16 protein-coding genes, 2 tRNA genes and 9 pseudogenes are annotated in these 25,030 nt (G+C 41.1%); 16 read left to right on the top strand and 11 right to left on the bottom strand.

What is annotated here, in order from left to right:
* Positions 1-22: 22 nt before the first annotated feature.
* Entirely contained in the window at positions 23-1,165 is a 1,143-nt protein-coding gene (gene argE / locus C3Z13_RS00830) for an acetylornithine deacetylase (RefSeq protein ID WP_103854698.1), read from the bottom strand.
* A 100-nt stretch (positions 1,166-1,265) separates the two neighbouring features.
* Between argE and argC the strand changes: the two are divergent.
* The 10 genes and pseudogenes from argC (at position 1,266) to C3Z13_RS00780 (ending at position 11,399) form a co-directional block, all read left to right on the top strand.
* A pseudogene (gene argC / locus C3Z13_RS00825) lies at positions 1,266-2,273 on the top strand (N-acetyl-gamma-glutamyl-phosphate reductase).
* A 12-nt stretch (positions 2,274-2,285) separates the two neighbouring features.
* Complete coding sequence (gene argB, locus C3Z13_RS00820) at positions 2,286-3,059, top strand: acetylglutamate kinase (RefSeq protein ID WP_103854697.1); 774 nt, start codon at positions 2,286-2,288, stop codon at positions 3,057-3,059.
* Positions 3,060-3,142: 83 nt separating this feature from the next.
* Entirely contained in the window at positions 3,143-4,516 is a 1,374-nt protein-coding gene (gene argH / locus C3Z13_RS00815; RefSeq protein ID WP_103854696.1) for an argininosuccinate lyase, read from the top strand.
* Between the two features lie 291 nt (positions 4,517-4,807).
* Positions 4,808-5,844: pseudogene (gene citC / locus C3Z13_RS00810) on the top strand ([citrate (pro-3S)-lyase] ligase).
* Positions 5,845-5,883: 39 nt separating this feature from the next.
* Entirely contained in the window at positions 5,884-6,171 is a 288-nt protein-coding gene (gene citD, locus C3Z13_RS00805; RefSeq protein ID WP_103854695.1) for a citrate lyase acyl carrier protein, read from the top strand.
* On the top strand, positions 6,168-7,046 hold the full coding sequence (gene citE, locus C3Z13_RS00800) for a citrate (pro-3S)-lyase subunit beta (RefSeq protein ID WP_165381773.1): 879 nt from the start codon (positions 6,168-6,170) through the stop codon (positions 7,044-7,046). The genes citD and citE overlap by 4 nt, the downstream gene beginning before the upstream one ends.
* 50 nt (positions 7,047-7,096) lie before the next feature.
* A pseudogene (citF, locus tag C3Z13_RS00795) lies at positions 7,097-8,567 on the top strand (citrate lyase subunit alpha).
* Positions 8,567-9,054, top strand: a pseudogene (gene citX / locus C3Z13_RS12940) (citrate lyase holo-[acyl-carrier protein] synthase); the annotation flags it as partial. The pseudogenes citF and citX, both read left to right, overlap by 1 nt.
* Positions 9,055-9,099: 45 nt before the next feature.
* Positions 9,100-9,951, top strand: a complete 852-nt coding sequence (citG, locus tag C3Z13_RS00785) for a triphosphoribosyl-dephospho-CoA synthase CitG (protein ID WP_146256848.1) — start codon at positions 9,100-9,102, stop codon at positions 9,949-9,951.
* 14 nt (positions 9,952-9,965) lie between these two features.
* A complete protein-coding gene (locus C3Z13_RS00780) occupies positions 9,966-11,399 on the top strand; it encodes an anion permease (RefSeq protein WP_103854692.1) in 1,434 nt (477 codons plus the stop codon).
* Positions 11,400-11,522: 123 nt separating this feature from the next.
* Here C3Z13_RS00780 and ispD read toward each other — a convergent pair whose 3' ends face one another.
* From ispD to C3Z13_RS12000, 6 genes and pseudogenes are all read right to left on the bottom strand, one after another.
* Positions 11,523-12,218 (bottom strand): 2-C-methyl-D-erythritol 4-phosphate cytidylyltransferase, encoded by a 696-nt coding sequence (ispD, locus tag C3Z13_RS00775; RefSeq protein WP_103854691.1) that lies wholly within the window; start codon positions 12,216-12,218, stop codon positions 11,523-11,525.
* A gap of 12 nt (positions 12,219-12,230) precedes the next feature.
* Positions 12,231-12,509 carry a cell division protein FtsB gene (ftsB, locus tag C3Z13_RS00770; RefSeq protein WP_103853356.1) on the bottom strand — a complete coding sequence of 93 codons (279 nt, stop codon included), beginning with the start codon at positions 12,507-12,509 and terminating at the stop codon, positions 12,231-12,233.
* A 257-nt stretch (positions 12,510-12,766) separates the two neighbouring features.
* Positions 12,767-13,868 (bottom strand): annotated as a pseudogene (locus C3Z13_RS00765) (N-acetylneuraminate epimerase).
* 98 nt (positions 13,869-13,966) lie between these two features.
* Positions 13,967-14,951, bottom strand: a pseudogene (locus C3Z13_RS00760) (sialic acid TRAP transporter substrate-binding protein SiaP).
* A gap of 371 nt (positions 14,952-15,322) precedes the next feature.
* The gene (locus C3Z13_RS00755; RefSeq protein WP_245872488.1) at positions 15,323-16,564 is read right to left on the bottom strand and encodes a TRAP transporter large permease subunit; all 1,242 of its coding nucleotides are present in this window, start codon (positions 16,562-16,564) and stop codon (positions 15,323-15,325) included.
* Positions 16,565-16,807: 243 nt separating this feature from the next.
* A pseudogene (locus tag C3Z13_RS12000) lies at positions 16,808-17,168 on the bottom strand (TRAP transporter small permease); the annotation flags it as partial.
* A 346-nt stretch (positions 17,169-17,514) separates the two neighbouring features.
* On the opposite strand from C3Z13_RS12000, the gene C3Z13_RS00750 reads away from it, so the two are divergent.
* The 5 genes and pseudogenes from C3Z13_RS00750 (at position 17,515) to nanA (ending at position 21,384) form a co-directional block, all read left to right on the top strand.
* Complete coding sequence (locus C3Z13_RS00750) at positions 17,515-18,204, top strand: N-acetylmannosamine-6-phosphate 2-epimerase (protein WP_103854690.1); 690 nt, start codon at positions 17,515-17,517, stop codon at positions 18,202-18,204.
* Positions 18,205-18,222: 18 nt separating this feature from the next.
* The gene (locus C3Z13_RS00745; RefSeq protein WP_103854689.1) at positions 18,223-19,104 is read left to right on the top strand and encodes an N-acetylmannosamine kinase; all 882 of its coding nucleotides are present in this window, start codon (positions 18,223-18,225) and stop codon (positions 19,102-19,104) included.
* 18 nt (positions 19,105-19,122) lie between these two features.
* Complete coding sequence (gene nanQ, locus C3Z13_RS00740) at positions 19,123-19,593, top strand: N-acetylneuraminate anomerase (protein WP_103854688.1); 471 nt, start codon at positions 19,123-19,125, stop codon at positions 19,591-19,593.
* 21 nt (positions 19,594-19,614) lie between these two features.
* Positions 19,615-20,483 (top strand): annotated as a pseudogene (locus tag C3Z13_RS00735) (MurR/RpiR family transcriptional regulator).
* A gap of 19 nt (positions 20,484-20,502) precedes the next feature.
* Positions 20,503-21,384, top strand: coding sequence for an N-acetylneuraminate lyase (gene nanA, locus C3Z13_RS00730; protein ID WP_103853348.1), 882 nt, complete (start codon positions 20,503-20,505; stop codon positions 21,382-21,384).
* 792 nt (positions 21,385-22,176) lie between these two features.
* Here the strand turns inward: nanA and C3Z13_RS00725 are convergent.
* The 3 genes from C3Z13_RS00725 to dnaQ all read right to left on the bottom strand — a co-directional run bounded on the left by C3Z13_RS00725 (position 22,177) and on the right by dnaQ (position 23,204).
* Positions 22,177-22,253: transfer RNA gene (locus C3Z13_RS00725), tRNA-Asp, on the bottom strand.
* 19 nt (positions 22,254-22,272) lie between these two features.
* Positions 22,273-22,349, bottom strand: a tRNA-Asp gene (locus C3Z13_RS00720).
* 87 nt (positions 22,350-22,436) lie between these two features.
* Positions 22,437-23,204, bottom strand: coding sequence for a DNA polymerase III subunit epsilon (gene dnaQ / locus C3Z13_RS00715; protein WP_103854687.1), 768 nt, complete (start codon positions 23,202-23,204; stop codon positions 22,437-22,439).
* An 81-nt stretch (positions 23,205-23,285) separates the two neighbouring features.
* Here dnaQ and rnhA point away from each other — a divergent pair.
* A pseudogene (rnhA, locus tag C3Z13_RS00710) lies at positions 23,286-23,752 on the top strand (ribonuclease HI).
* A gap of 58 nt (positions 23,753-23,810) precedes the next feature.
* Here the strand turns inward: rnhA and manA are convergent.
* The gene (gene manA / locus C3Z13_RS00705; protein WP_181021984.1) at positions 23,811-25,022 is read right to left on the bottom strand and encodes a mannose-6-phosphate isomerase, class I; all 1,212 of its coding nucleotides are present in this window, start codon (positions 25,020-25,022) and stop codon (positions 23,811-23,813) included.
* Positions 25,023-25,030: the final 8 nt, after the last annotated feature.

The raw sequence follows: 25,030 nt of genomic DNA, 5'->3' as shown, positions 1-25,030 counted from the left end.
AGCAAATCAGCAAATCTCTGCGTTAGCAAAAATGCCCAATCAACTTGCTCAATAGTTCGTGAGTGGGTTTGATAAATTCGGCGGAGAGATATTCATCAGGTTGGTGGGCTTGTTCGATTGAACCGGGGCCTAGCACCAATGTTGGGCAAAGTTGTTGAATGAAAGGGGCTTCGGTGCAATAGTTCACCGCTTCGCATTTTTCGCCAAGTAATTTTTCCACCACTTGGACAACTTGGGCAGAGTGTTCACATTCATAACCTGGGGTAGGTTCGTGTAAGGCTTTCAGTGAAATGAGATCGCCCCATTTTTCAAACATTGGGCGCAGCTTTTCTTGTAGCATTTCATTGAGATCTTCTAAGCGCATTTGTGGCAACGGGCGAATGTCAAAATGCAGTTCGCAGCACGCACAAATACGGTTTACCGCATCGCCGCCGAGGATTGCGCCAAAATTCATTGTCGGATAAGGAATGGCAAAGGCGGAATGATGATATTTTGCCTTTAACTCATTACGCATTTCCATTAAATAGCCAGTGGCTTCGTGCATTAATTCAATGGCATTGATGCCTTTGTCAGGATCACTCGAATGCCCTGTTTTCCCCATAATTCGCACCGCTTGCCCGATATGCCCTTTATGCGCGCGCACGGGTTTTAAGGAAGTTGGCTCGCCGATAATGGCACAATCTGGGCGAATATGGCTGTGCTGGCTGAAGGTTCGTGCGCCTAAAAGCGTGGTTTCTTCATCGGCGGTAGCAAGAATCCGCAACGGTTTGCTTAATTTGCTCAGATCAATATGACGTAAGGTTTCTAACACGAACGCAAAGAACCCTTTCATATCCGCGGTGCCTAAGCCGTAAAATCTGCCGTCTTTTTCAGTGAGTTTGAAAGGATCAAAATGCCAGCGTCCTTCATCAAAAGGCACTGTATCCGTATGCCCTGCAAGCAATAACCCCCCTTCCCCTTCGCCACAGGTGGCTAATAAATTGAATTTGTTTCGGCTGCCTTCCACAGGAATAATGTTGGTTTTAAAGCCTAGATCACCAAGCCAAGTGGCAAGCAATTCAATTAAAGCTTTATTCGATTGATCAAATTCTGCTTCTACGCTACTAATGGTGGGCAATGCAATAAGCTGAGAATACATTTCAAGGAAAGGCGGCAATTTTTTCATTAAGTTTATCCTGTATTAAATTAAAGGTTGATTTATGATTAATTATGCACAATAATAGCATAATTAATCAAGCGTTATATTTTTATCTACAAGGTGTTCTATGCAAAAAGCCATTATTATTGGGGCAAGTGGTTATACAGGGGCTGAATTGGCTCGTATTCTAACCTTGCACCCTGCATTTCAGCTCAATGGATTATATGTTTCAGCGCAAAGCCAAGATGCGCATAAAGCCATTTCTGATATTTATCCGCAACTGAAGCAGATTGTTGATTTGCCGTTGCAACCTTTGGACGAAAATTTAACCGCACTTGCACAACAAAATGATCTGGTCTTTTTGGCCACCGCACACGAAGTTAGCCACGATCTTGCGCCAATTTTCTTGCAAAATCAATGCAAAGTATTTGATTTATCTGGCGCATTTCGGGTGAATAATACGAAATTTTATCCACAATATTATGGGCTTTGAACATCGTTATCCTGAATTATTAGAAAAAGCGGTTTATGGCTTAGCTGAATGGAATGACAGTGCCATTGCGCAAACAGATTTAGTGGCGGTGGCTGGTTGCTATCCAACAGTTTCGCAACTGAGTTTAAAACCATTAATTGAAAACAATTTATTAGATCTCAATCAGTTACCTATTATTAATGCAGTCAGTGGGGTAAGCGGTGCTGGACGCAAAGCATCGCTCACGAATAGTTTTTGCGAGGTCAGCCTGAATGCTTATGGCGTATTTAACCATCGTCATCAGCCTGAAATTGCCACCCATTTAGGCACAGAAGTGATTTTTACCCCGCACTTAGCAATTTTAAACGTGGTATTTTAGCCACCATTACAGCTAAATTGAAAGATGGTGTAGGTGAACAGCAAATCCGTGAAGCCTATCAGCAATATTATGCGCATCGCCCTCTTGTGCGCGTCTATGAACAAGGCTTGCCAAGCATTAAAGCGGTGGAATTTACGCCTTATTGCGACATCGGTTTTGCAGTGAAAAATGGCTACATTATCATTGTCGGCGCAGAAGATAATCTGCTTAAAGGCGCGGCAGCACAAGCGGTGCAATGTGCCAATATTCGTTACGGTTTTGCGGAAACCTTGGGATTAATTTAGTGGAAGAAAAGAATGAAACCTTTAGTAATTAAATTAGGCGGCGTGCTATTAGATACCCCGCAAGCAATGGAAAATCTGTTTACCGCACTGACAAATTATCAGCAAAATTTCGACCGCCCTTTGCTTATCGTACACGGCGGCGGTTGCGTGGTGGACGAATTAATGCAGCGCCTTGCATTGCCTGTACAAAAGAAAAATGGCTTAAGGGTAACGCCTGCGGATCAAATTGATATTATCGTGGGCGCACTTGCAGGCATTGCCAATAAAACCTTGGTGGCACAAGCAGCGAAATTTAATCTCAACCCCGTAGGGCTTTGTTTGGCAGATGGCAAACTCACTAGCGCACAAGCCTTTGATGAAGAGCTTGGCCACGTTGCCAATGTAAAGCCAAATAATCCCACCCTTTTGCATACCTTGTTAAGTGAAGCCTTTTTACCCATTATTAGCTCCATTGCGGTGGACGATCAAGGGCGTTTAATGAACGTAAATGCGGATCAAGCAGCAACAGCGATTGCCGCATTAATTGGCGGCGATTTGGTGATGCTTTCTGATGTTGATGGCGTTTTAGATGCCAATAAACAACGCCTACCACAGCTTAATAGCGAACAAATTCAACAACTTATTCAGCAAGGTGTGATTACAGACGGAATGATCGTGAAGGTCAATGCTGCCTTAGATGCAGCAAAAATGCTTAACACAGGCGTGGATATTGCCAACTGGAAATATCCAGAAAAATTGACCGCACTTTTTGCAGGTGAGATAATCGGCACCAGAATTTTACCGTAAACGTAAAGCATTTGGTATGGGCGAACATTTGGGTTCGCCTCTACATTTTTTAATCATAAAAATCAAAAAGATAAGGATAAACTATGGCACTTTGGGGTGGACGTTTCACACAAGCAGCAGATAAACGTTTTAAAGATTTCAACGATTCACTACGCTTTGACTATCGCCTTGCAGAACAGGATATTGAAGGCTCAATCGGCTGGTCAAAAGCCTTGGTCAGCGTTGGCGTGTTAAGTGCGCAAGAACAGCAACAATTAGAGCAAGCCTTAAACGAACTGCTGATTGAAGTGCGGTCGAATTTGCAAGGTATTTTGCAAGATGACGCTGAAGACATTCACAGCTGGGTAGAAAGTAAGCTCATCAACAAAGTGGGAAATCTGGGCAAAAAATTGCACACAGGGCGTAGCCGTAACGACCAAGTGGCGCTCGACATCAAAATGTGGTGCAAACAGCGTGTAACCGAGTTGCAATATTCTATTCGTGCCTTGCAAACCAAATTGGTGGAAACCGCAGAAAACAACCAACACGCCGTAATGCCGGGTTATACCCATTTGCAACGTGCGCAGCCCATCACGTTCGCCCATTGGTGTATGGCTTATGTGGAAATGCTTGAGCGTGATTATTCTCGCTTGGCAGATGCTTATCACCGAATGAATACTTGTCCTTTGGGAAGCGGTGCGTTAGCTGGCACGGCGTATGCCATTGATCGTGAGCAATTAGCACAAGATCTCGGCTTTGCAATGGCAACCCGTAACAGCTTAGACAGCGTTTCCGACCGCGATCACATTATCGAATTACTTTCCACCGCTTCGTTAAGTATGGCTCACCTTTCACGTTTTGCGGAAGATATGATTATCTTCAACAGCGGTGAAGCGGATTTCGTGGAGCTTTCTGACCGCGTTACTTCCGGTTCTTCCTTAATGCCACAGAAAAAAAATCCTGATGCTTGCGAACTCATTCGTGGTAAAGCTGGTCGAGTGATGGGCGCGCTAACTGGAATGTTGATGACAGTAAAAGGCTTGCCACTGGCTTATAACAAAGATATGCAAGAAGACAAAGAAGGCATTTTTGATGCCTTGGATACTTGGCAAGACTGTTTGGATATGGCGACTTTCGTGTTAGATGATATTAAAGTGAACGTTGAGCGCACCCGTGAAGCGGCACTAAAAGGCTACTCAAATGCGACCGAGCTCGCCGATTATTTAGTGGCAAAAGGCGTACCATTCCGCGATTCTCACCATATTGTGGGTGAAACGGTGGTGTATGCCATCAGCGTACACAAAGGCTTAGAAGATCTGAGCTTAGAAGAGTTCCGCCAATTTAGTGATGTGATCAGCGATGATGTGTATGAGATCCTATCGCTACAATCCTGCTTAGACAAACGCTGCGCCAAAGGTGGTGTGTCCCCATTACGAGTGGCAGAAGCCATTGCTGAGGCAAAAGAGCGGTTGAAATAATTTGATTTTTTCCTCTTTGATTCACGCTAATTTTATTAGCGTGAATTTTTTTCCGAAACAAAAAACTGGTAAAAATAGGCACACTATGTGATTATTTTTCTAGACGTAATCATTATGTAACCGCTTGTTAACACACCATAACTTCAATGTTAATGCTTTGTTAAATAAAGCAAATTTTTCATTTTATCTATACCTTTTTAGGTAAATCTTCCTTATACTTTAACCCAATAAGATTTATTTATAACTTTTTAAGTTCATTAAATAAATGAGTGATTGTTGTTGTGAGTTTTTATGTCTGAATGCCTTTATTTTAGTGAACAAATTTCTTTTTCTTCAACCGCCAAAATAGAACAAATCCGTTTATTTTTAGCCAATAATGATTTGGAATTGGATCAACAAATTTTACGCTTTGTCGTGTTTTATCGAGAATCTGATAATCAAATTATTGCCTGTGGCGGTGTGGCACACAATATCATTAAATGTGTTGCTATTTCCCCACAATATCGGGGAACAGGGCTTGCCCTTAAATTAGCCACAGAACTGATTAATTTGGCTTATGAACTTGGTTATTCTCGTCTTTTCATTTATACCAAACCAGAAAACGAAGCCCTCTTCTCACAATGTGGTTTTTTTACCATTTCGACGGCTTATCCTTATCTTGTCCTTATGGAAAATAGCAAAATGCGTTTGCAGAAATATTGTAATCAGCTGCGTAATTCAAGAAAAATGGCAAGAAAATCGGGGCTATTGTAATGAATGCGAACCCTTTTACGTTGGGGCATCGCTATTTAATTGAACAAGCCGTGGCGCAATGTGATTATGTTCATATTTTTCTCGTGGAAGAAGATGCTTCCCGCTATGCTTATGCCGATCGCCTGCGTTTATTAAAAAAGGGGATTGGCGATTTGCGTACCGCCATTATTCACCCGAGTTCAAGTTACATTATTTCGCGTGCGACCTTCCCAGCTTATTTTCTAAAAGATCAAGGATTAGTTGATAAATGTTATATGGAAATTGATTTGAAGCTGTTCCGTCGATATATCGCACCAACTCTTGGAATTACCCACCGATTTGTCGGGACAGAACCTTTTTGTCAGCTAACGGCAGCCTATAATCAAAATATGCATTACTGGTTAGAGGAAGCTGAAATGGCTGCACCACCAATTAAGGTTGTTGAAATTGAACGTAAAACATATCAAGGGCAAGCCATTTCTGCCTCTACTGTTCGTAAGCTTGCAGATCAGAAGAATTGGCAAGAACTGTCCCATTTTGTGCCTGATAGTACACTTAGTTTTTTGCAAGGACTGGCAGTTCAAACACAAGATTAACTTATTATTGAGATGAAATAATTATTTTAAGGAGCAATTATGCGAATAACAAAAGCAGCCGTCGCTGGAACATTGGAATCTAGTGATGTGATGATCAGAGTTGCACCGAGTGAAACCATTGATATTGAATTACATAGCTCGGTGGCAAATCAATTTGGTGAGGCAATTCTTGAAACAATTCATACTGTTTTAAAGCAACTTGATGTTAATGCTGTGCAGCTAATTATTGATGATAAAGGTGCTTTAGATTGTGTGTTACAAGCTCGATTGAAAACGGCATTATTACGTGGCTGTGAGGAAGCCGTGCAATGGGAGGCGTTATTATGAAATTAAGACGTAGTATGTTGTTTGTGCCGGGTTCTAACGCGGCAATGTTAAGTAATAGCTTTATTTATAAGCCCGATGCTATTATGTTTGACTTGGAAGATGCCGTCGCGTTGAAAGAAAAAGATAGTGCAAGAATGCTTGTTGCACACGCTTTGAAAAACCCATTTTATCAAGATATAGAAACAGTTGTACGGGTAAACCCCTTAGATTCAGCATTTGGACTTGATGATTTAAATGCGGTAGTTAGAGCTGGAGTGGATATTGTTCGCTTACCTAAAACGGATACTGCTCAAGATGTGGTTGATATGGATAATGCGATTGCTGAAATTGAAAAGCAGTGTGGGCGAGTTGTTGGCAGTACGAAGCTATTAGCGGCGATTGAATCGCCATTAGGGGTAACACAAGCAAATGAGATCGCAAAAGCCTCATCTCGTTTGATTGGAATTGCATTAGGGGCGGAAGATTATGTTCGGAATTTGAAAACAGAGCGCTCACCTGATGGCGTGGAATTATTGTTCGCTCGTTGTACGATTTTACAAGCCGCCCGAGCTGCCGGAATTATGGCATTTGATACGGTATTCTCTAATGCTGATGACGAAGAAGGTTTCTTGCGAGAAGCCTCACTGATTAAACAGCTTGGTTTTGACGGCAAATCCTTAATTAACCCACGCCAAATTGAATTGATTCATAATCTCTATGCTCCTTCACAGAAAGATGTTGATTTTGCAAAACGGGTAATTAGTGCGGCAGAACAAGCCGAAAAAGAAGGGCTGGGCGTAGTATCGTTAAATGGAAAAATGGTAGATTCGCCGATTATTGAACGTGCAAAACTTGTTTTACAGCGAGCAGCTTTATCAGGGATTCGTGAGGAATAATTATGAATAATAGAGAAAAACGTATTGGACATTTCCATTCACATCAGACAATGGCTATTTATCAGCAAGAACCCAAAGTAACCGCCTTAGAACGAATTCAGCGAGATCGTAAGCTATGTGATAGTTTAGAAACCGCGATTACACGCAGTGGATTGCAAGATGGAATGACGGTATCGTTTCATCACGCTTTCCGAGCTGGCGATTATATCGTAAATATGGTGATGAACAAGATTGCTGAGATGGGGTTTAAAAATCTAACGCTTGCCTCTAGCTCTTTAACCGATATTCATTCTCCCCTTATTGAACATATTAAAAATGGCGTGATCCGTAAAATTTATACATCGGGATTACGCGGTGAACTTGCTGATCAAATTTCTAATGGATTAATGGAAGAGCCTGTTGTTATTCATTCTCATGGTGGTCGAGTTCATCTTATTCAAAGTGGTGAATTACACATTGATGTTGCCTTTCTTGGTGTACCGATTTGTGATGATTTTGGTAATGCAAATGGATTTAGTGGAAAAATAATTGCGGTTCACTGGGTTATGCTCGTGTTGATGCAGATTATGCGGATAAGGTTGTACTATTAACAGAAGAAATTGCAAATTACCCTCATCATCCTATTAGTATCGCCCAAGATCGCGTTGATTTGATCGTAAAAGTTGATCAGGTTGGCGACCCTAAGAAAATTGGTGGCGGAGCGACCAGAATGACAAAAAATCCACGCGAACTTCTTATTGCACGCAAAACAGCAGAAGTAATTTTCGCCAGTGGTTATTTTAAAGATGGCTTTTCGCTTCAAACAGGAAGTGGAGGTGCGTCGCTTGCTGTAACGCGATTCTTAGAAGATAAAATGTGGCGGAAAAATATTTGTGCCGATTTCGCTTTAGGCGGAATCACTTCCAGTATGGTGGCGTTACACGAAGCGGGATTAATTAAAACATTGTTAGATGTACAAAGTTTTGATAAAGATGCCGCTGATTCCCTTGCTCGTAATCCAAATCATATTGAAATTAGTGCGAATCAATATGCGAATTTTGGATCTAAAGGAGCCTCTGTTGAACGTCTTGATATTGTGATCTTAAGTGCTTTAGAGATTGACACTCAATTTAACGTAAATGTTTTAACGGGTTCTGATGGGATTATCCGCGGAGCTTCGGGCGGACATTGCGATACAGCAGCTTGTGCAAAAGTGGCAATTATTGTAGCCCCGCTCGTACGTGGTCGTATTCCAACTGTTGTAGAAAATGTGATTACTTGCGTTACGCCGGGAGAAAATATTGATATTTTGGTTACCGATCACGGTGTTGCAGTAAACCCTAAACGACCAGATTTAACCGAAAAATTGACCGCACTATTCAGCTCTTTACGATTGAGCAATTATGTGAAAGAGCTTATCAGCTAACAGGCAAACCAAAAGCCCTTGAGTTTACCGAAAAGCCCGTTGCGGTTGTTCGCTATCGAGATGGTTCGGTGATAGATATTGTTTATCAAATTAAATCGGAGATGGTGGCTGAATAATGTCTGGGTTTAGTCGGTTTTACGCTTACTTAACAAACGCACTCAGCCAACAAGGAGATTCTGTTTCATTGATGGCTTTGCTTGATGGAAAAGAGCAACGTGCGAGATTACAGCGTGAATTGTGCCAGCAGTATCGCCAAACATTACTCAGTGTAACGGTGATAGCACCTGGTGCGGTAAAGCGTAATCTATTATTAAGTTATGTATTTAAACAGGCATTGCGTAGATTAAATAGCTTGTTTAAACAACTTAATGTAAAGCCGACTAAATCTATTATTCGTAGCATAGAAAGTGGGGATGAAGCCTTTTTGTTTTACCTATTGATGCTCAACGTTTAAAGCAAGAAACGATCATTTTAGAAGAAACTTCACCCATTGGGCGATTATGGGACTTTGACATTTTTAATTCCAATGGCGATCTGATCGCTCGTAATGATTTAGGTTATCCACCGCGTGATTGCTTGATTTGCGGAGAGAATGCTAAATCTTGTGCAAGAAGCAGACAACATTCCTTATCTGAATTGCAACACGCTATGTTCCAACGTGTGGCACAGCATCAATTAGGTCTTTTTACTGCCAAAAAAGTAAGACGAGCCTTATGGAAAGAAGCAAATTTGACACCAAAACCAGGGCTTGTTGATAGGGATAATAATGGATCCCATCAGGATATGGATTTACATACTTTTATTAAAAGTATCAACTCATTAACATCGTATTGGCAGCGGTTTGTTTGGCTAGGCTGTCGCACTGCTTCGTTTCCCCCTCAGCAGGTTCTTCCCCACTTAAGAAAATTAGGCTTAGAGGCAGAACAAGCTATGTTTAAAGCAACACAAGGCGTGAATACGCATAAAGGTGGTATTTTTGCATTTGGCTTAACTTGTGCGGCGATTGGGCGGTGTTGGACATTAGAGCAAGCTATGAATAGTACTCAAATTTGCACAACAGTGGCCGACTTTTGTTGTGGAATTAGTCAAGAACTCAATGAAAGTGATGAGCTTACCGCTGGAGTAAGAATTTTTCAACGTTATGGTATAAAAGGTGCAAGGGGAGAAGCGGAATTAGGTTTTCCTCTTGTTCGTGATTGCTCTCTTCCTTATCTTCAACAGCAGTTAAATCAACACATTCCTTTAAATCAAGCGTTATTGAAAACATTATTAATGTTATTTGCCAATAATCAGGATAGTAATGTTATTCATCGTGGTGGAATAGAAGGGCTTGCTTGGTTTCAAGACCGAGCTAAACAAACGCTTTCATATTTATCTCTGTACCCTGAACGATTAGTGCGTGAATTAACGTCTTTCAATCAAGAATGTGTTGAAAAAAATATTAGTGCAGGTGGCTGTGCTGATTTACTTGCTCTGACCTATTTCTTTTTATTTTTTTAATTAATGAGGAAATTATGACAAAACTTCATAAAACATTAATATTGGCTGCCATTCCTATTCTGGTTTGGATTTTACCAGCCCCTGACGGATTGTCTTTAATTGCGTGGCGATTATTTGGTATTTATCTCGCAACGATTGTTGGGCTTGTGCTAAAGCCTTATGGCGAACCTGTTATTTTGTTAGCGGCGGTAGCTCTTTCATCAATCGTGATTGGAAATACAGAAGGTGCAAGTAAACTCGTTAAGGTTTCTCAAGCATTGAGTGGTTATCAATCAGGTACGACTTGGTTGATTTTTACCGCCTTTACATTAAGTTCAGCTTTTGTTATCACGGGGTTAGGAAAACGCATTGCTTATCATCTTATTGGCTGGTTAGGAAACACCACATTGCGTTTAGGCTACGTTACTATGTTTCTGGATTTATTACTTTCACCGGCAACACCATCAAATACGGCTCGAGCTGGAGGAATTATTTTCCCGATTATTAATAGTGTGGCTGTTGCTCTAGGATCCACACCTAATGAAAGTCCAAAACGAGCGGGGCGTTTCCTCTTAATGAATGTATATATGGTTGTAAAATCAACAAGTTATATCTTCTTAACAGCAATGGCTCCAAATGCGTTAGCCCTTTCTTTGATGGCACCGATTTTAGGTTTTAAAATGGATTGGCTGCAATGGTTCTTAGCCGCTTCTATTCCTGGATTGCTATGTTTATTTTTAATTCCTTTAGTTTGTTATTTCACCGCCCCACCAGAATTAAAGCAAGTGGACAATAAAGCGATTGCTGAAAAAGGATTAGTAGAACTAGGACCAATGAGCTTCAGAGAAAAGGCATTAGCAATTTTATTTGTGTTAGCGTTACTCTGTTGGATTTTTGCCGATACCCTTGGAGTGAATGCAACTACCGTCGCGTTAAGTGTTATGGTGCTATGTGTTGTATTAAGCATTGTTTCTTGGGACGACATTCTTAAAAATAAAGCAGGTTGGAATACCTTAATTTGGTATGGTGGCATTATTGGTATGTCAACGATTCTTGATAAAGCAGGCTTTTTCAAATGGTTAGCGAATGTTTTCGAACAATATCTTAATTTTGGTGATAATAGTACATTAGCTCTTGTTGTTATTTTATTTACTAGTGTGGCAGTTCGTTATCTTTTCGCTTCTGGTGGCGCTTATGTTGCAGCCATGGTTCCCGTATTTGCAACCGTTGGTAAAGTAGCGGGGGCTCCTGTTGAGCTATTAACCATTGGTTTACTCTTTGCGAATGCTTATGGTGGCAGCGTTACTCACTATGGTGGAGGACCGGGGCCAATTACCTTTGGTGCAGGTTATAATGATATTAAATCTTGGTGGATCGCTGGTGCTATTGTCGCCTTCGGAAGCCTAATCATTCATTGTACTATTGGGGTCGCTTGGTGGAATTTCTTGTTAAATCTAGGTTGGCTATAATTGCGTCGTAACGCATTAAAGATTATCTCATCGAAAGGTTTGGCATTAATAATAGCCAAACCTTTTTAGTTATTTCACTTACCATTGCAATATTGCATTTCTCATACAATAAAAAGTGTTATGTCAGGTGGGTAGCCGAGAAAGATAAAATTCCGCTAGGGCAAGATCTTCAGGGCGGGTGATTTTGAGATTATCACTTCTGCCTGCCACAAGATGAGGGTGGAAGCCCATTAACTCCATAGCAGAGGCTTCATCTGTGATGGTGAAATTGTTGGCTAGGGCTTGTTGTAAGGCGTGTTTTAGTGTTTGAGCGGGGAAAAATTGGGGCGTTTGAGCAAGCCAAAGTTGTGAGCGATCTTCTGTTTGTTGAATTTGTAAGCTTGAATTTGTGCGTTTTATGGTGTCCACGGCTGGAATGGCTAAAATTGCTCCGTTGATGTCGTTGATTTGTAATAATTTATCGAGATCTTGATGAGTCAGACAAGGACGTGCGGCATCGTGTACCATAACCCAAGTGTTCGCGTTGTTTTTAATTTGTTGTAAGCCGTTTAGCACAGATTCCGCTCGTGTTTTTCCCCCTTCAACAAGCTGAATTTTTGAATGATTGAGTAAGTTGATTTCTGCTAAATAAGGATCGCTGGAGGTTACCGCCACAATAATTTGGCTAATGGCAGGGTAGTGAATTAGCACTTCAAGGGTATGCTCAAGAATGGTTTTTCCCTGAATTTTTAAATATTGTTTCGGTTTATCCGCTTGCATACGGCTACCAATACCCGCTGCTGGGACAACGGCAATAATTTCACGGGGCGAATGTTTCATTATTGATGCTCTTTACTTATGTTCTTTCACTATGCGATAAAAAGTTTCGTTATTTTTTACCATTTCGTGTTGTAATCTGGCGCGCTCTTCAATGGCGTCCACCCCTTCTTTGAGATCTTTAATTTCTGCCGCAATCACTTGATTACGCTGGGAAAGTTTTTCATTTTCTTGTTGGCGAAGGGTGATTTCTTTTTCGGTGTTTTTGTAATCTAAATAACCGTTTTTGCCGAACCAAAAATTGTATTGAAAAAGTAAGGCAAAACCCGCCAAAATAAAAATTAATAAACGCATAAATTTTCTCGTCAATTGAACGTAGCGATAGTTTACCTTGAAATGAGTAACATTTGTAGTATAGTCGTTTGATTTCAAAATAATACTGTGTTACTTCGCCTTGCCGTACTAGTTGTACTGTCTGCGGCTTGTTGCCTTGTCTTATTTTGAACTTAAACGACTATAAATGGATATTTTTAAGTGCGGTGTAATTTTGGCAAATTTTTATGAAAAAAGCCTCGTCAGACGAGGCTTTAGATTATGTTTATCGGTATGTTTTATTCAACAACCAGTTTTTTTCCGTCATAACTCATTGTTTGAACTGCGGTGAGCGCTTTTCCTCCTTGACCTTCACCACCGATTAATAGCACTTTGTTATCATAGCTGACACTTACCCCATAACCAATCGGCTCTGGTAAGTTACCAATGATTTTCCAAGTGCCTTTCTTGGCATTGAGTGCGTAAATATCACTATGCCAAGTTTTTTTCAACCCACCAGTGCGATGTGCATCGGTGATACCATTTTGATAATTTGCTCGTGCGCCCGGGAAGTTTGCCCCACCGGTTACGATATAGTTACCGTAGGTGTAGCCCCCCCATTGCGCCTGCAATACCTTCTTGTTGTTTTTGCCCTTTCGGTGTTGGTAAATCACCTAATTTTTTCCAAGTAACTCCATTTTTACCGATTGTACCAAGTTCCGTGGTTTGGGTTCGCAATCCTGCTTTTACTTCTCCGTTTACAACAAGAAGTTTGTTATCCTTAATTGCCACAGCTGCCCCTGCTCGTCCTGAGTATGGGAAAATGCCTTCGTTACGCCAAGTATTGGTGGCTGGCTCATAGCTGACAATTTCTGGTGAGAAGAAGAAATCCTGTACGCGTAAATTGAAATAAGGATCAAAAATGGCTTTTTCTTTGTCTTTATCGCCACCAGCGGCTGCGATGTCTTGGAAAAGTCCGTTCCAAATTTCTTGGTTAATTCCGCCTACAAAATAAATTTTACCGTTCGTTTCTGCCACACTTGCGCCCACAGCTGAACGTGGTGAGCGAGTTTGCAATTTTGTCCAAGAGTTTGTTTCTGGATCATAGCGATAAGCATCATTAATCACTTGATTTTTCGCCACATCAGTATCTTGGAAACCGCCAAACACATAGAGCTTACCATCTACGCCAGCAGAAACAGGCTGATTACGTTTTCCACCTGGGAAAGCTGGCAGTTCTTGCCATTTAGCGTCTTTCTCTTTTAAATTAAGAGAATAAAATTTATCTCCACCCGTTCCTAAACCTACATAAACGGTATCGCCAATTAATGCCCCTGTTCCGCTTTTAATCCCTACAGGCAGATCAGGATATTGGCTTGCTTGTGCAGCAAATGCTGTCATTGCAATGGCAGCAAATAATGCACTGTGTAATGCTGTTTTTTTCATATTGACCTCTTGTCGTTAAGGTTATTGCTTAATAGATTGAGCAAGCAAACCGCTTATTTAGCTAACTCAGAGATTTCTTCTACAGCTTGTTTTCCAACTTCACCATTCTTTTTCAAGTATTCATCGTAGTATGGTTGTAATGCCGCTTTGAACGGTGCAAGATCAGGTTTTGTTACGGTTACGCCTTTTTCTTGGAAGAAAGCGATTAATTCATTTTCACCGTCCACAAATAATTTTGTGTGATAATCTGCGGCTTTAAGTGCGGCTTCTTTCACCACAGCTTTCAAATCATCTGGTAACTCATCAAGGGTTTCATTACTGATAACGTAAAGTTGGTCATTTAAAATGTGGTTGGTTAATGCTAAGTATTTTTGTACTTCATTAGAATTTTTGCGCTTGAATGGTTGGTAATGGGTTTTCTTGGCCATCTACCGCATTGGTTTGTAACGCAAGATACACTTCAGAAAACGCCATTGGTGTTGGGGTTGCGCCTACATATTTCGCGAAAGCAAGGTTAGTCGCCGCATTTAGGCACACGAAGTTTCAAGCCTTTCATATCCGCAATGCTGTTAATTGGACGGTTTGACGTGGTTTGACGAGTCCCGTTATAACCGATAGAAAGCACGCTCACGCCTAACTCTTTATTGATTTTAGCGAATAAGTTTTTACCAAAGTTTGTTTCTAACACGGCTTTTTTGCCACATCAAAATTTTTCAACATATAAGGCAGTGCAAACACTTCCGCTTCAGGATAGAAAATTTGGAAACGGGCAGATTCTGCAAGGGTGAAGTCTAATGCACCATCTTTAAGTTGTTTTAACATTACGCGGTCATCACCAAGTTGAGCGCTTGGGAAAATTGCAACTTCAATTTTACCTTGAGATTTGTCTTTCACTTCTTTTGCGAAGAACTCAACGGCTTTGTATTCATTGGAGCTTGTACCAGCAACCATACCAAATTTTAAGTTATAGTCTGCGGCAAACACCGAGCTAGATAGACCTAAACATAATGTAGCAAGAGCAAGTTTGTTTAATTTCATTGCAATTCTCCTTTCATTGATTTGCAGAGTGAACAGAACATTTCAATCTAAATGGTTAGGGCATATTTCTCTTTGGGGATACGACAACGCCAAATAACGGAGGAAATGTCCTAATGGCTATATAATAAATGAAGTAATATTTCATTACTGAGAGCTATATCACAAAATTGAAAAAGGTTGAAAAACTTTTAAACGCATTTTTCTTGAAATCACTTGGTTTTAAACGCATTAAGCATTTTTTGATATGAAATGATACTCCATTTTTTGCAAAAAGGATTTTTCTAAAAATCAAAGTGCGGTGCTTTTTTGCAGAATTTTTGCTATTAAAAAAGCGGGTGAATTTTCACCCGCACTTTGTTTTTGCTTTTCTCTTATGGCATTAAGAGATTTGGTATAAAGGTAATAATTTGTGGGAAGATGGTGATAAGCACCAAGGTGGTAAACACAGGGATTAAGAATGGTAGCACCCCTTTGGTTACCGTACTCACTGGCATATTTCCCACACGGGCTACCACGAACAATGCCATTCCCATTGGCGGTGTTAAAATGCCCACCATCATATTTAATGTGGTCATCACGCCAAAGAAGACCAGATCAATACCGAAATGCACCGCAATAGGAATTAACATTGGTAGCACTAAGAATTGTAGTGCAAGGGCATCAATAAACATTCCTAAGAATAAGAGTAGCAAGTTGATCATAATGAGCACCATTGTTGGGGTATCTGCCACCGCCATAAAGAGATCGGCAATGCGCATTGCCACTTGCTCACGCGCGATCATATCGCCGAAGAAGGTTACCGTCATCACCATTAAAGCGGTTACCCCAGTAATTGCCATTGCTTCCACACAGCTTTTGAATACCATTTTGAGCGTGAGTTCGCGGTACACAAACATTCCAATAATAATGGAGTAGGCAGCGGCGATCACGGCGGCTTCAGTTGGGGTGAACAAGCCTGAGAAAATGCCGCCAATAATTAAAATTGGGGTGAGGATTGCCCAAATGGCTTTTTTAAATGCTTCACAACGTTGTTGTAATGAGGCTTTAGGGGTTCTTGGATAATGACGTTTTTTCGCAATGGCATAGTTCATCGCCATTAATGCGATCGTGAGTAAAACCCCGGGTACAAAGCCTGCGACAAAGAGTTTTGCGATAGATTCATTGGCGATCACACCATAAATAATCATCGCAATACTTGGTGGCACAAGGGGGCCAATAATACAAGATGCCGCCGTGATCCCACCGCAAATATCATCATCATAACCTGCATCACGCATCGCTTTAATTTCAAGCTGACCTAAGCCACCAGCGTCTGCTAGTGCTGAACCCGACATTCCAGAGAAAATCAAACTTGCGCCGATATTAACGTGTCCCATACCGCCAGAATAATGGCCTAACAAGGCTTTGGCGAAGTTGAAAATTCGCTCAGTTATGCCGCCTGTGTTCATCAAAATCCCCGTTAGGATAAAGAACGGCACGGAAAGCAGTGGGAAGCTGTTTAGGCTATCAACTAATTTTGATGAGGCAGAATTGACCACATTCCAGCGAGTCATTGCGAAATATAAAATGGTAACAATAAACAGTGACCAGCCCACAGGTGTGCCAAGGAACATAATCACAAGCCACACAATTAAGCATACATACACTGCATTGCTGCCAAGTTTGATGTAGTTGCTAATGCGCAAGGCTTTGAACCATTCTGGGTGAGTCATCAAAATTGCAAACAGAAGCAACGCGAAAATAATGTAGAAAGTGGCTGGCAAATAGCTCAATTGATTTTTGTAATTTTCACTTTGCGCTTGCAGAAAGCGAACAAACACTAAAATTGAAATGAATGGCAGAGGCGCATAAAGCCATTTTTCCGAAATCTGTAAGGACACAATTTCAAAACTGGCATCTAAAAAGACTTTGAAACCTAAATAGATAAACAAGAAAATACAAGCAAAGATAATCAGTTGAACAAAAGAGTTGATGGCTTTTCGCATCTTCTCAGGCATTAAATTGGTGAGAAAGTCGATGTAAACGTGTTTTGCGAACGCGTTGCCAACTAATGCCAAACATAGCGACATAAACAAAGAGTAAGCGAGCCAGCTCTTCACTCCAGATAAACGGAGAATCAAAAACTTGGCGAGCGATGATTTGGGCAAGAAGAATGATAAAAATGACGAGGAATAAAACGCCACCCACCCATTCTTCTAATTTATTGAAATATTTCATAGGAACTCCAAAGATGTTCAACTAAATAGTGCGATATTTATCTATAATGAAATGCGAAACAGATTTGCCTTGTAATGCTTTCATTCTCAAATTTTAATGAAGTAATATTTCAAGAAAATCCTAATTTTTGTTTGAGAGGAGAGAAACCGCATTTTCAGCAAAAAACGTATTTCCCTTTTAAAATACAAGTCTAGTGGAGTTTTTTCAAATTGTTTTATGAAATTTTACTCCAATTTATGATCTAGATCTCACTTTTAAACTATTTTTCTTGTATTTTATTTTCAGAGGTCTATCCTAGCACCCAGCGAAAATTAACTTCCTTTCTTAAAAATATCTTGGAGTTTATATGTCAAAATTGTCACATCAAGATGTGCTAAACCAGATTCGTTACGGGCTTATTGCCTCTTGCCAACCTGTTGATGACGGTCCGATGGATAAGCCTGAAATCGTGGCGGCAATGGCACAAGCCTCAGTGCAAGGAGGCGCGGCTGGATTGCGAATTGAAGGAGTCGAAAACTTAAAAGCCACTCGCCCTGTGGTGGATAAGCCCATTATTGGGATTGTAAAACGTGATTTGCCAGATAGCCCTGTGCGCATTACGCCGTTTTTGCAGGATATTGAAGATTTAGCAGCGGCGGGCGCAGACATTATTGCCGTGGACGGCACGTTGCGCACGCGCCCTGTATCCCTTGAAAGTGCGGTGAAAAAAATCAAAGAATTAGGCTGTTTGGCGATGGCAGACTGCTCAAATTTGGAAGAAGGGCTGTATTGCCAAAAACTTGGCTTTGATATTGTGGGCAGCACAATGTCGGGCTACACCGGCGGCGAAGTGCCTGATGAGCCTGATTATCAGCTAGTGAAAGATCTCAAAGCCGCAGGCTGTTATGTGATGGCGGAAGGGCGTTACAACACGCCAGAACTGGCGAAAAAAGCCATTGAAATTGGCGCAGATGTGGTTACCGTGGGATCGGCGCTCACTCGCTTAGAACATATTGTGAGCTGGTTTGCCAGTTCGGTGAAATCAGCAAAATCATAACTAAAACAAGGACGGCGTATGCGTTGTTTAGCATTAGATATTGGTGGCACAAAAATTGCTGCCGCATTGGTGGAAAATGGCGTGATTTCACAACGCCAGCAAATTAGCACCCCGCAAGATCAGTCTGCACAAGGAATGGAGCAGGCGTTAAAAACGTTAGTTACAGGCTATGCAGGGCAGTTTGATGCGGTGGCCGTGGCGTCCACAGGGATTATTAATCGTGGCGTGCTAACCGCATTAAATCCGAAAAATTTGGGCGGACTTGCCAATTTTCCACTGAAAGCGTGTATTGCGCGTTACACCGATAAGCCCATTGGCTTACTCAATGACGTGCAAGCTGCGGTCTGTGCGGAATATCAAGCACAAGATCAAAGTGCGGTGCAAAATTTCTTATTTATTACCGTATCCACAGGCGTGGGTGGTGGAATTATTTTAAATGGTGAATTAACCACAGGCGAGAACGGCATTGCTGGACATATTGGGCATACCCTTGCTGATCCCAATGGGCCAATGTGTGGTTGTGGACGCAAAGGTTGTGTGGAAGCCATTGCATCAGGACGCGCCATTGAAGCGGTGTCTTCACAATGGGCGGAACCTTGTTCACCCAAAGAAGTGTTTGAACGCTTTAGAAAAAATGACGAAAAAGCCACCGCACTTGTGCAACGTTCTGCGCAAGCCATTGCCAATTTAATTGCCGATATGGTGATTAGCTTAGATATTCAAAAAGTGGTGTTAGGCGGTAGTGTGGGCTTGGCGCGAGGATATTTACCTTTAGTACAACAATATTTACAGACAATGCCCACGTTTTATCAATGCCCTGTTGAAGCCGCTCAATCTGGCGCTGATGCAGGCTTATTAGGTGCGGCTTATTGGCTAGAACAACAATTAGTAAAACAATAAAAATCAAAGGAGTACAAAATGATTGTAGGCGATTTAACCCGTGATGACTTTGCCAGAGGTTTACCAATGGTGCTGGCAGAAATTTGTCATCAATTAAGAAGAATGGATCTCACCAAATTAACCGTTGGACGCCACGATCTCACCGATCAAATTTATATGAATGTGATGGAGTTTGACACCGCACCAAGCGACAGCAAACAAGCAGAACTTCACCATAAATACATTGATGTTCAACTGCTTATTAGCGGCAATGAAGTGATTGAATATGGCGTAAATGAGCCTAATCTCAGCACTTATAATGAATACAACGAAGTAGATGATTATCAGCTCACGCCAGAGATTCCAAACAAAAGTGCGGTGCGTTTAACGCCGAAAATGTTTGCCGTGTTTTTCCCTTATGAGCCTCATAAACCGGGCTGTGTGGCTGGGGAAGCGCCAGAATTTATCAAAAAATTAGTGGTAAAAGTGCCAGTGGAGTTAGTGAGTTAAACAAACACAGGGGGAAGTTTTATGGTTGCAACAAGCGGGAATATTCTGGATACCATCGGGGCGTTGTATAACAGCCTGACAAAAACGGAGAAGAAAATTGCGACTACGATCTTATCTTCTCCACATTTGTTAAGCCAATTTTCATTGGCGGAAATTTCACAGCAGTTTGATGTGGGGGAGGCGACTTTTATTCGCTTTTGCCGAACTCTCGGGTTTAAAGGGTTTACCGATTTCAAATTGCAGCTTTCCATTGAATTGGCAACCAAAGAAAAACAGCCAAATTCTTTGTTAGAAAGCGACATTACCAAAAATGATGATACGCAAAACATCGCAGAAAAACTGCATAATTCCATCAATAATGTGATTAAAGAAACCATTAATTTGCTTGATGCAAAACAGCTTGAACAAGTGGTGCTGGCAATGCGTCAGGCAAAACGCGTGTTTCTTTTTGGCGTGGGCTCATCAGGCATTACCGCAGAAGATACAAAACACAAATTAATGCGTATTGGATTACAGGTGGACGCTATTAGCAACAACCATTTTATGTATATGCAAGCTGCGTTGATGAATAAGATGACGTGGTGATTGGCATTAGTCACTCAGGTTATTCTAAAGAAACCACGCAATCTTTAAATATTGCCAAGAAAAATGGGGCAACAACGGTGGCATTAACCCACAATTTACGTTCGCCCATTACACAGGTTGCCGATTATGTTCTCATCAATGGACATAGACAGGGGCAACTACAAGGAGATTCTATCGGAACAAAAATTGCACAGCTCTTTGTGTTAGATTTAATTTATGCCTTGATCGTGCAAGCCGAAGAAGAAAATGCAACAGAAATGAAGCAAAAAACCGTGAATGTGATTTTAGAACAGCGGATCAAATAAATTAGTTTAGGAGAAACCAATGAAAAACTTAAAAGGCATTTTTAGCGCCTTGCTTGTATCTTACAACGAAGACGGCTCAATCAATGAAAAAGGATTGCGTGAAATTATTCGCTACAACATTGATAAAATGAAAGTGGACGGCTTGTATGTGGGCGGCAGCACAGGGGAAAACTTTATGATTTCCACTGCGGAGAAAAAAGAAATTTTCCGTATCGCCAAAGACGAAGCAAAAGACCAAGTAGCATTGATTGCGCAAGTGGGTAGCGTAAATTTACACGAAGCCGTGGAATTAGGGAAATACGCCACGGAACTTGGTTACGACAGCCTTTCAGCGGTAACCCCGTTCTACTACAAATTTAGCTTTGCAGAAATCAAACATTATTACGACACCATTATTGCCGAAACAGGCAATAATATGATCGTCTATTCCATTCCATTCTTAACCGGTGTGAATATTGGCGTGGAACAATTCGGTGAGCTTTACAAAAACCCGAAAGTGTTAGGCGTAAAATTCACCGCAGGCGATTTCTATTTGTTAGAACGCTTGAAAAAAGCTTACCCAGATCATCTTGTGTGGGCAGGCTTTGATGAAATGATGCTACCAGCCGCTGCCCTTGGCGTGGACGGTGCGATTGGCAGTACGTTCAACGTTAATGGTATCCGTGCAAGACAAATTTTTGAACTTACCCAAGCAGGAAAACTCGCTGAAGCCCGCGAAATTCAGCACGTTACCAATGATCTCATCGAAGGCATTTTGGCAAACGGCTTGTATCTCACCATTAAAGAATTGCTTAAACTTGAAGGCGTGGACGCAGGCTACTGCCGCGAGCCAATGACCGCCAAAGCCACCGCACAACAAATTGCCGTGGCAAAAGAGCTCAAAGCGAAGTTTTTATCATAACAAGAAAAAAGAGCGGAAAATTTCCGCTCTTTCTTAGTCATCAATAATTTTTGGCTAGAGTTTCTAGCCTTTTTTCTTATGTGTTTTCCCCACTCGTACAAAACAAAGTGCGGTGGACATGATAGACAAAAGTATTGGTAAAAAGATGTTTAGAGCCTTATAGTATAAGGCTTTAGGTCACTTTTTTGAAATATGAACCTAAAAAATGCATTTTTTGCTAAGTTCAAGCATTCAAAAAAAGGGCGAGAAAAATGGCGTTCGGTACTGTAATGTGCGCATTATCATAAGAGCTTCTCTCTCTCCAAACGACCAAATTCTATTCAAATTTAATATGAATATACTGTTAAGAAGCCAAACATACCAACAACTTGCTGAGGTTCATCAATATTCTATTAGAACCATTCAAAGGCACATTGATAAAGTCCTAAAATCCACATTAAAACCTGTCATTTACTATTGATACCATTTTATCGGCGCTTACATTACTGGTATTTAGCATATAACCCCTTTTTAGAGGAACGTTCTGAAAGGCTATTATCCTTATAAACATCATTATGTTCGAGGTGTCTATGCAAGTTTGAAAGGCTATCAAATTATCTTTTCATGTGTAAAAAATAGGTAGATTTAGACATTGAAAATTTCATTTTCTCAGGGTAAAAACTACCATTGAATCTGTGAATAAATATACTTTGGTAAGAGCCATTTAGCTATGCCATTTATTTTAGTTACTTGGACTTGATATGCTGGAACAGAACTTTGAATTGTAGGAGCATTTTTAAGATATAAAAAGATTGGCGGAACGGACGGGACTCGAACCCGCGACCCCCTGCGTGACAGGCAGGTATTCTAACCAGCTGAACTACCGCTCCGAATCTAGGAGTGCTAAATTGGCGGAATGGACGGGACTCGAACCCGCGACCCCCTGCGTGACAGGCAGGTATTCTAACCAGCTGAACTACCACTCCGCGTTAGCGAGAGGCATAATAATAGTGAACGAAAAGTTCGTCAAGCAATTTTTATACCCCGCTGTTTAACTGATTAATCAATGAGCGCTAATGTATGCTTTCATTCTCCGTTCGTTTTATCCATAGACAATTTTCTTTGCTTTTTTTATTAATTAATTTTAAATAGTCTAAATGGGCTTGCTCTTCTTCTGCATCGGGTGTAATCACAGTAAAATCTTGTGAAAAAAACACCGCACTTTCAATTTGCACTTCTTCTTCAATCTGTTGTATCGGTTCTTCGGTTTCCGTATCATCAAACAAACTTGTTTGCCCCCCCGTCATTGCTAAATAAACATCGCCTAGAATCTCCGCATCCAGCAATGCACCGTGTAGTGTTCGTTTACTATTATCGATATATAAACGATCACAAAGAGCATCTAAGCTATTGCGCTTGCCGGGATATTGCTGGCGAGCCATTTGTAAGGTATCTGTAACGGTGCAAATATCGCTAGTTTTCACATTGCACTTGTGCTTTTCAAATTCATAATCCATAAACCCCACATCGAAGGGCGCATTATGAATCAACAACTCAGCACCTTGAATAAACTCAATAAACTCTTGAGCCACTTCAGAAAAACTTGGTTTATCCGCTAACATTTCATCAGTAATGCCGTGAACTTTAATTGCCTCAGGATCAACAGGGCGATCAGGTTTAATGTACAAATGCAGCTTTCGCCCCGTATATTTGCGGTTAATCAATTCAACCGCACCGATCTCAATAATACAATGCCCCTCATAATGCGCACCAAATTGGTTCATACCAGTGGTTTCTGTATCTAGCACAATTTGACGTTCAGGGATAAGTGAAGTCGTCATAGTTTTCCTATCTCTTTATTAAATTTTGCGGTATTATCGCCCCATTTGAAAAAAAATTATAGCTAAAATTTATCTGAATTTATGTTGAAACATATTGAAATTTTCACTGATGGCTCCTGTCTAGGCAACCCTGGCGCGGGTGGCATAGGCATTCTATTACGTTATAAACAGCACGAAAAAAACAAATTTCAAAAGGTTATTTCAAAACAACAAACAACCGAATGGAGCTGAGAGCCGTTATTGAGGCTTTAGCTAGCTTAAAAGAGCCTTGCCAAGTTACTCTACATAGCGATAGTCAATATATGAAAAATGGCATTACTAAGTGGATTTTTAATTGGAAAAAAAATAACTGGAAATCTAGCACAGGCAAGCCAGTGAAAAACCAAGATTTATGGTTATTGCTTGATAATGAAACACAAAGACACCAAATACATTGGCAATGGGTGAAAGGACACAGCGGGCATCGAGAAAACGAAATCTGCGATCAACTCGCAAAACAAGGTGCAGAAAATCCAACGTTGGAAGATGTGGGGTATGAGCGTTCATAGCAGAAAGCGATGAAGTATCTTTCACCGCTTTTTGAATATTCTAAGTAAACTTTTTATTTTAGTTGTCTTCAGTGGGCAACTTCGCAATCACCGCATACCCATCTTCAATTCCTTCTATTAAATAGTCAGAACCTGCACTGATAAACGCAGATTGACCTTGCTTTAAAGAAAGTGCGGTGGAATTTGCGCTGATTTTTAGCTCGCCGTGCATTACCAATAAAATTTCGGCACTTTGTGCGTGTAAGCGGTGTTGCTCAGCTTGTTGATAGCTCACTTGGGTGAGGGCGAAATCTTTTGCCGGTGTTTGATAAGTGAATACTGGCTCGTTTTTTGGTGCAACAGGGATAATTTGTGGCACGACTTCTCGGCAGTCGATCACTTTCAATAGTTCAGCAATATCAACGTGTTTTGGCGTTAAGCCACCGCGGATAACGTTGTCGGAGCAGGCCATTAATTCAATATTTTGTCCGCGTAAATAGGCGTGTGGAATGCCTGCGTCTTGGAAAATACCTTCGCCTTTTTTCACTTCCACAATGTTAAATAAGTAGAAACAGATCAGCCCCACATCAAGTTTTTCAGGAGAAATCTGCATTGCGTCTATTGTGTAAAGCACCCAATAATCAGGATTATCAAGGCTTAGCTGATTTTGTGCATAAGCGCTTTGATTGGCTTGAATAATTGGGTTGAGCCAAGCTGCAAGGGCTTGCTGGTCGGCTTGCATAATGTCGGCATAAAAATCTGCTAAGGATTGTTGTGCAAGTTTTTCTGCGAGCGGGGCGAGAGAAGGGCGAGCTTGCAAGGTTTGCAGAATGGCTTGCTTGGTGTTGAATCCGTGTAATAACCAAAAATCAGACAAGGCAATCATCATTTCAGGTTTGTGATTGTTGTCTTTGTAAGTTCTTTTTGGATCGTTTAAGGCAATGCCTAGGGCATTTTCTCTTGCAAAGCCAGCTTCAGCTTGTGCTTTTGTTGGGTGAAGCTGAATGGAAAGGGGCAGTTTCACATCTAAAATTTTCAGCAAATAAGGCAAGTTATCTCCAAATTGAGTTCGGCTTGCTTCCCCAAGTGCGGTGGGATTTTTCGCTAAAAATGCGTTTAGTGGCTCAGATGTGCCATTTTCTTCAATGATTGATGGGGCAGAGCTGTGATCCCCTAGCCACCATTCGGCATAATATTGATTTTGCTCGGCTGGAATGCCGAGAAACTCAGGTAAAAATTGGTGTCCGCCCCAGACATAATGCTGGAGCTGACCATTTAATGGGTAAAGCATTGTTATTT

The sequence above is a fragment of the Avibacterium endocarditidis genome (genome assembly GCF_002921145.1).
GTDB lineage: Bacteria > Pseudomonadota > Gammaproteobacteria > Enterobacterales > Pasteurellaceae > Avibacterium > Avibacterium endocarditidis.
Note: the sequence above shows the minus strand (reverse complement) of the source record. Positions and strands in the feature narration are given on the sequence as shown.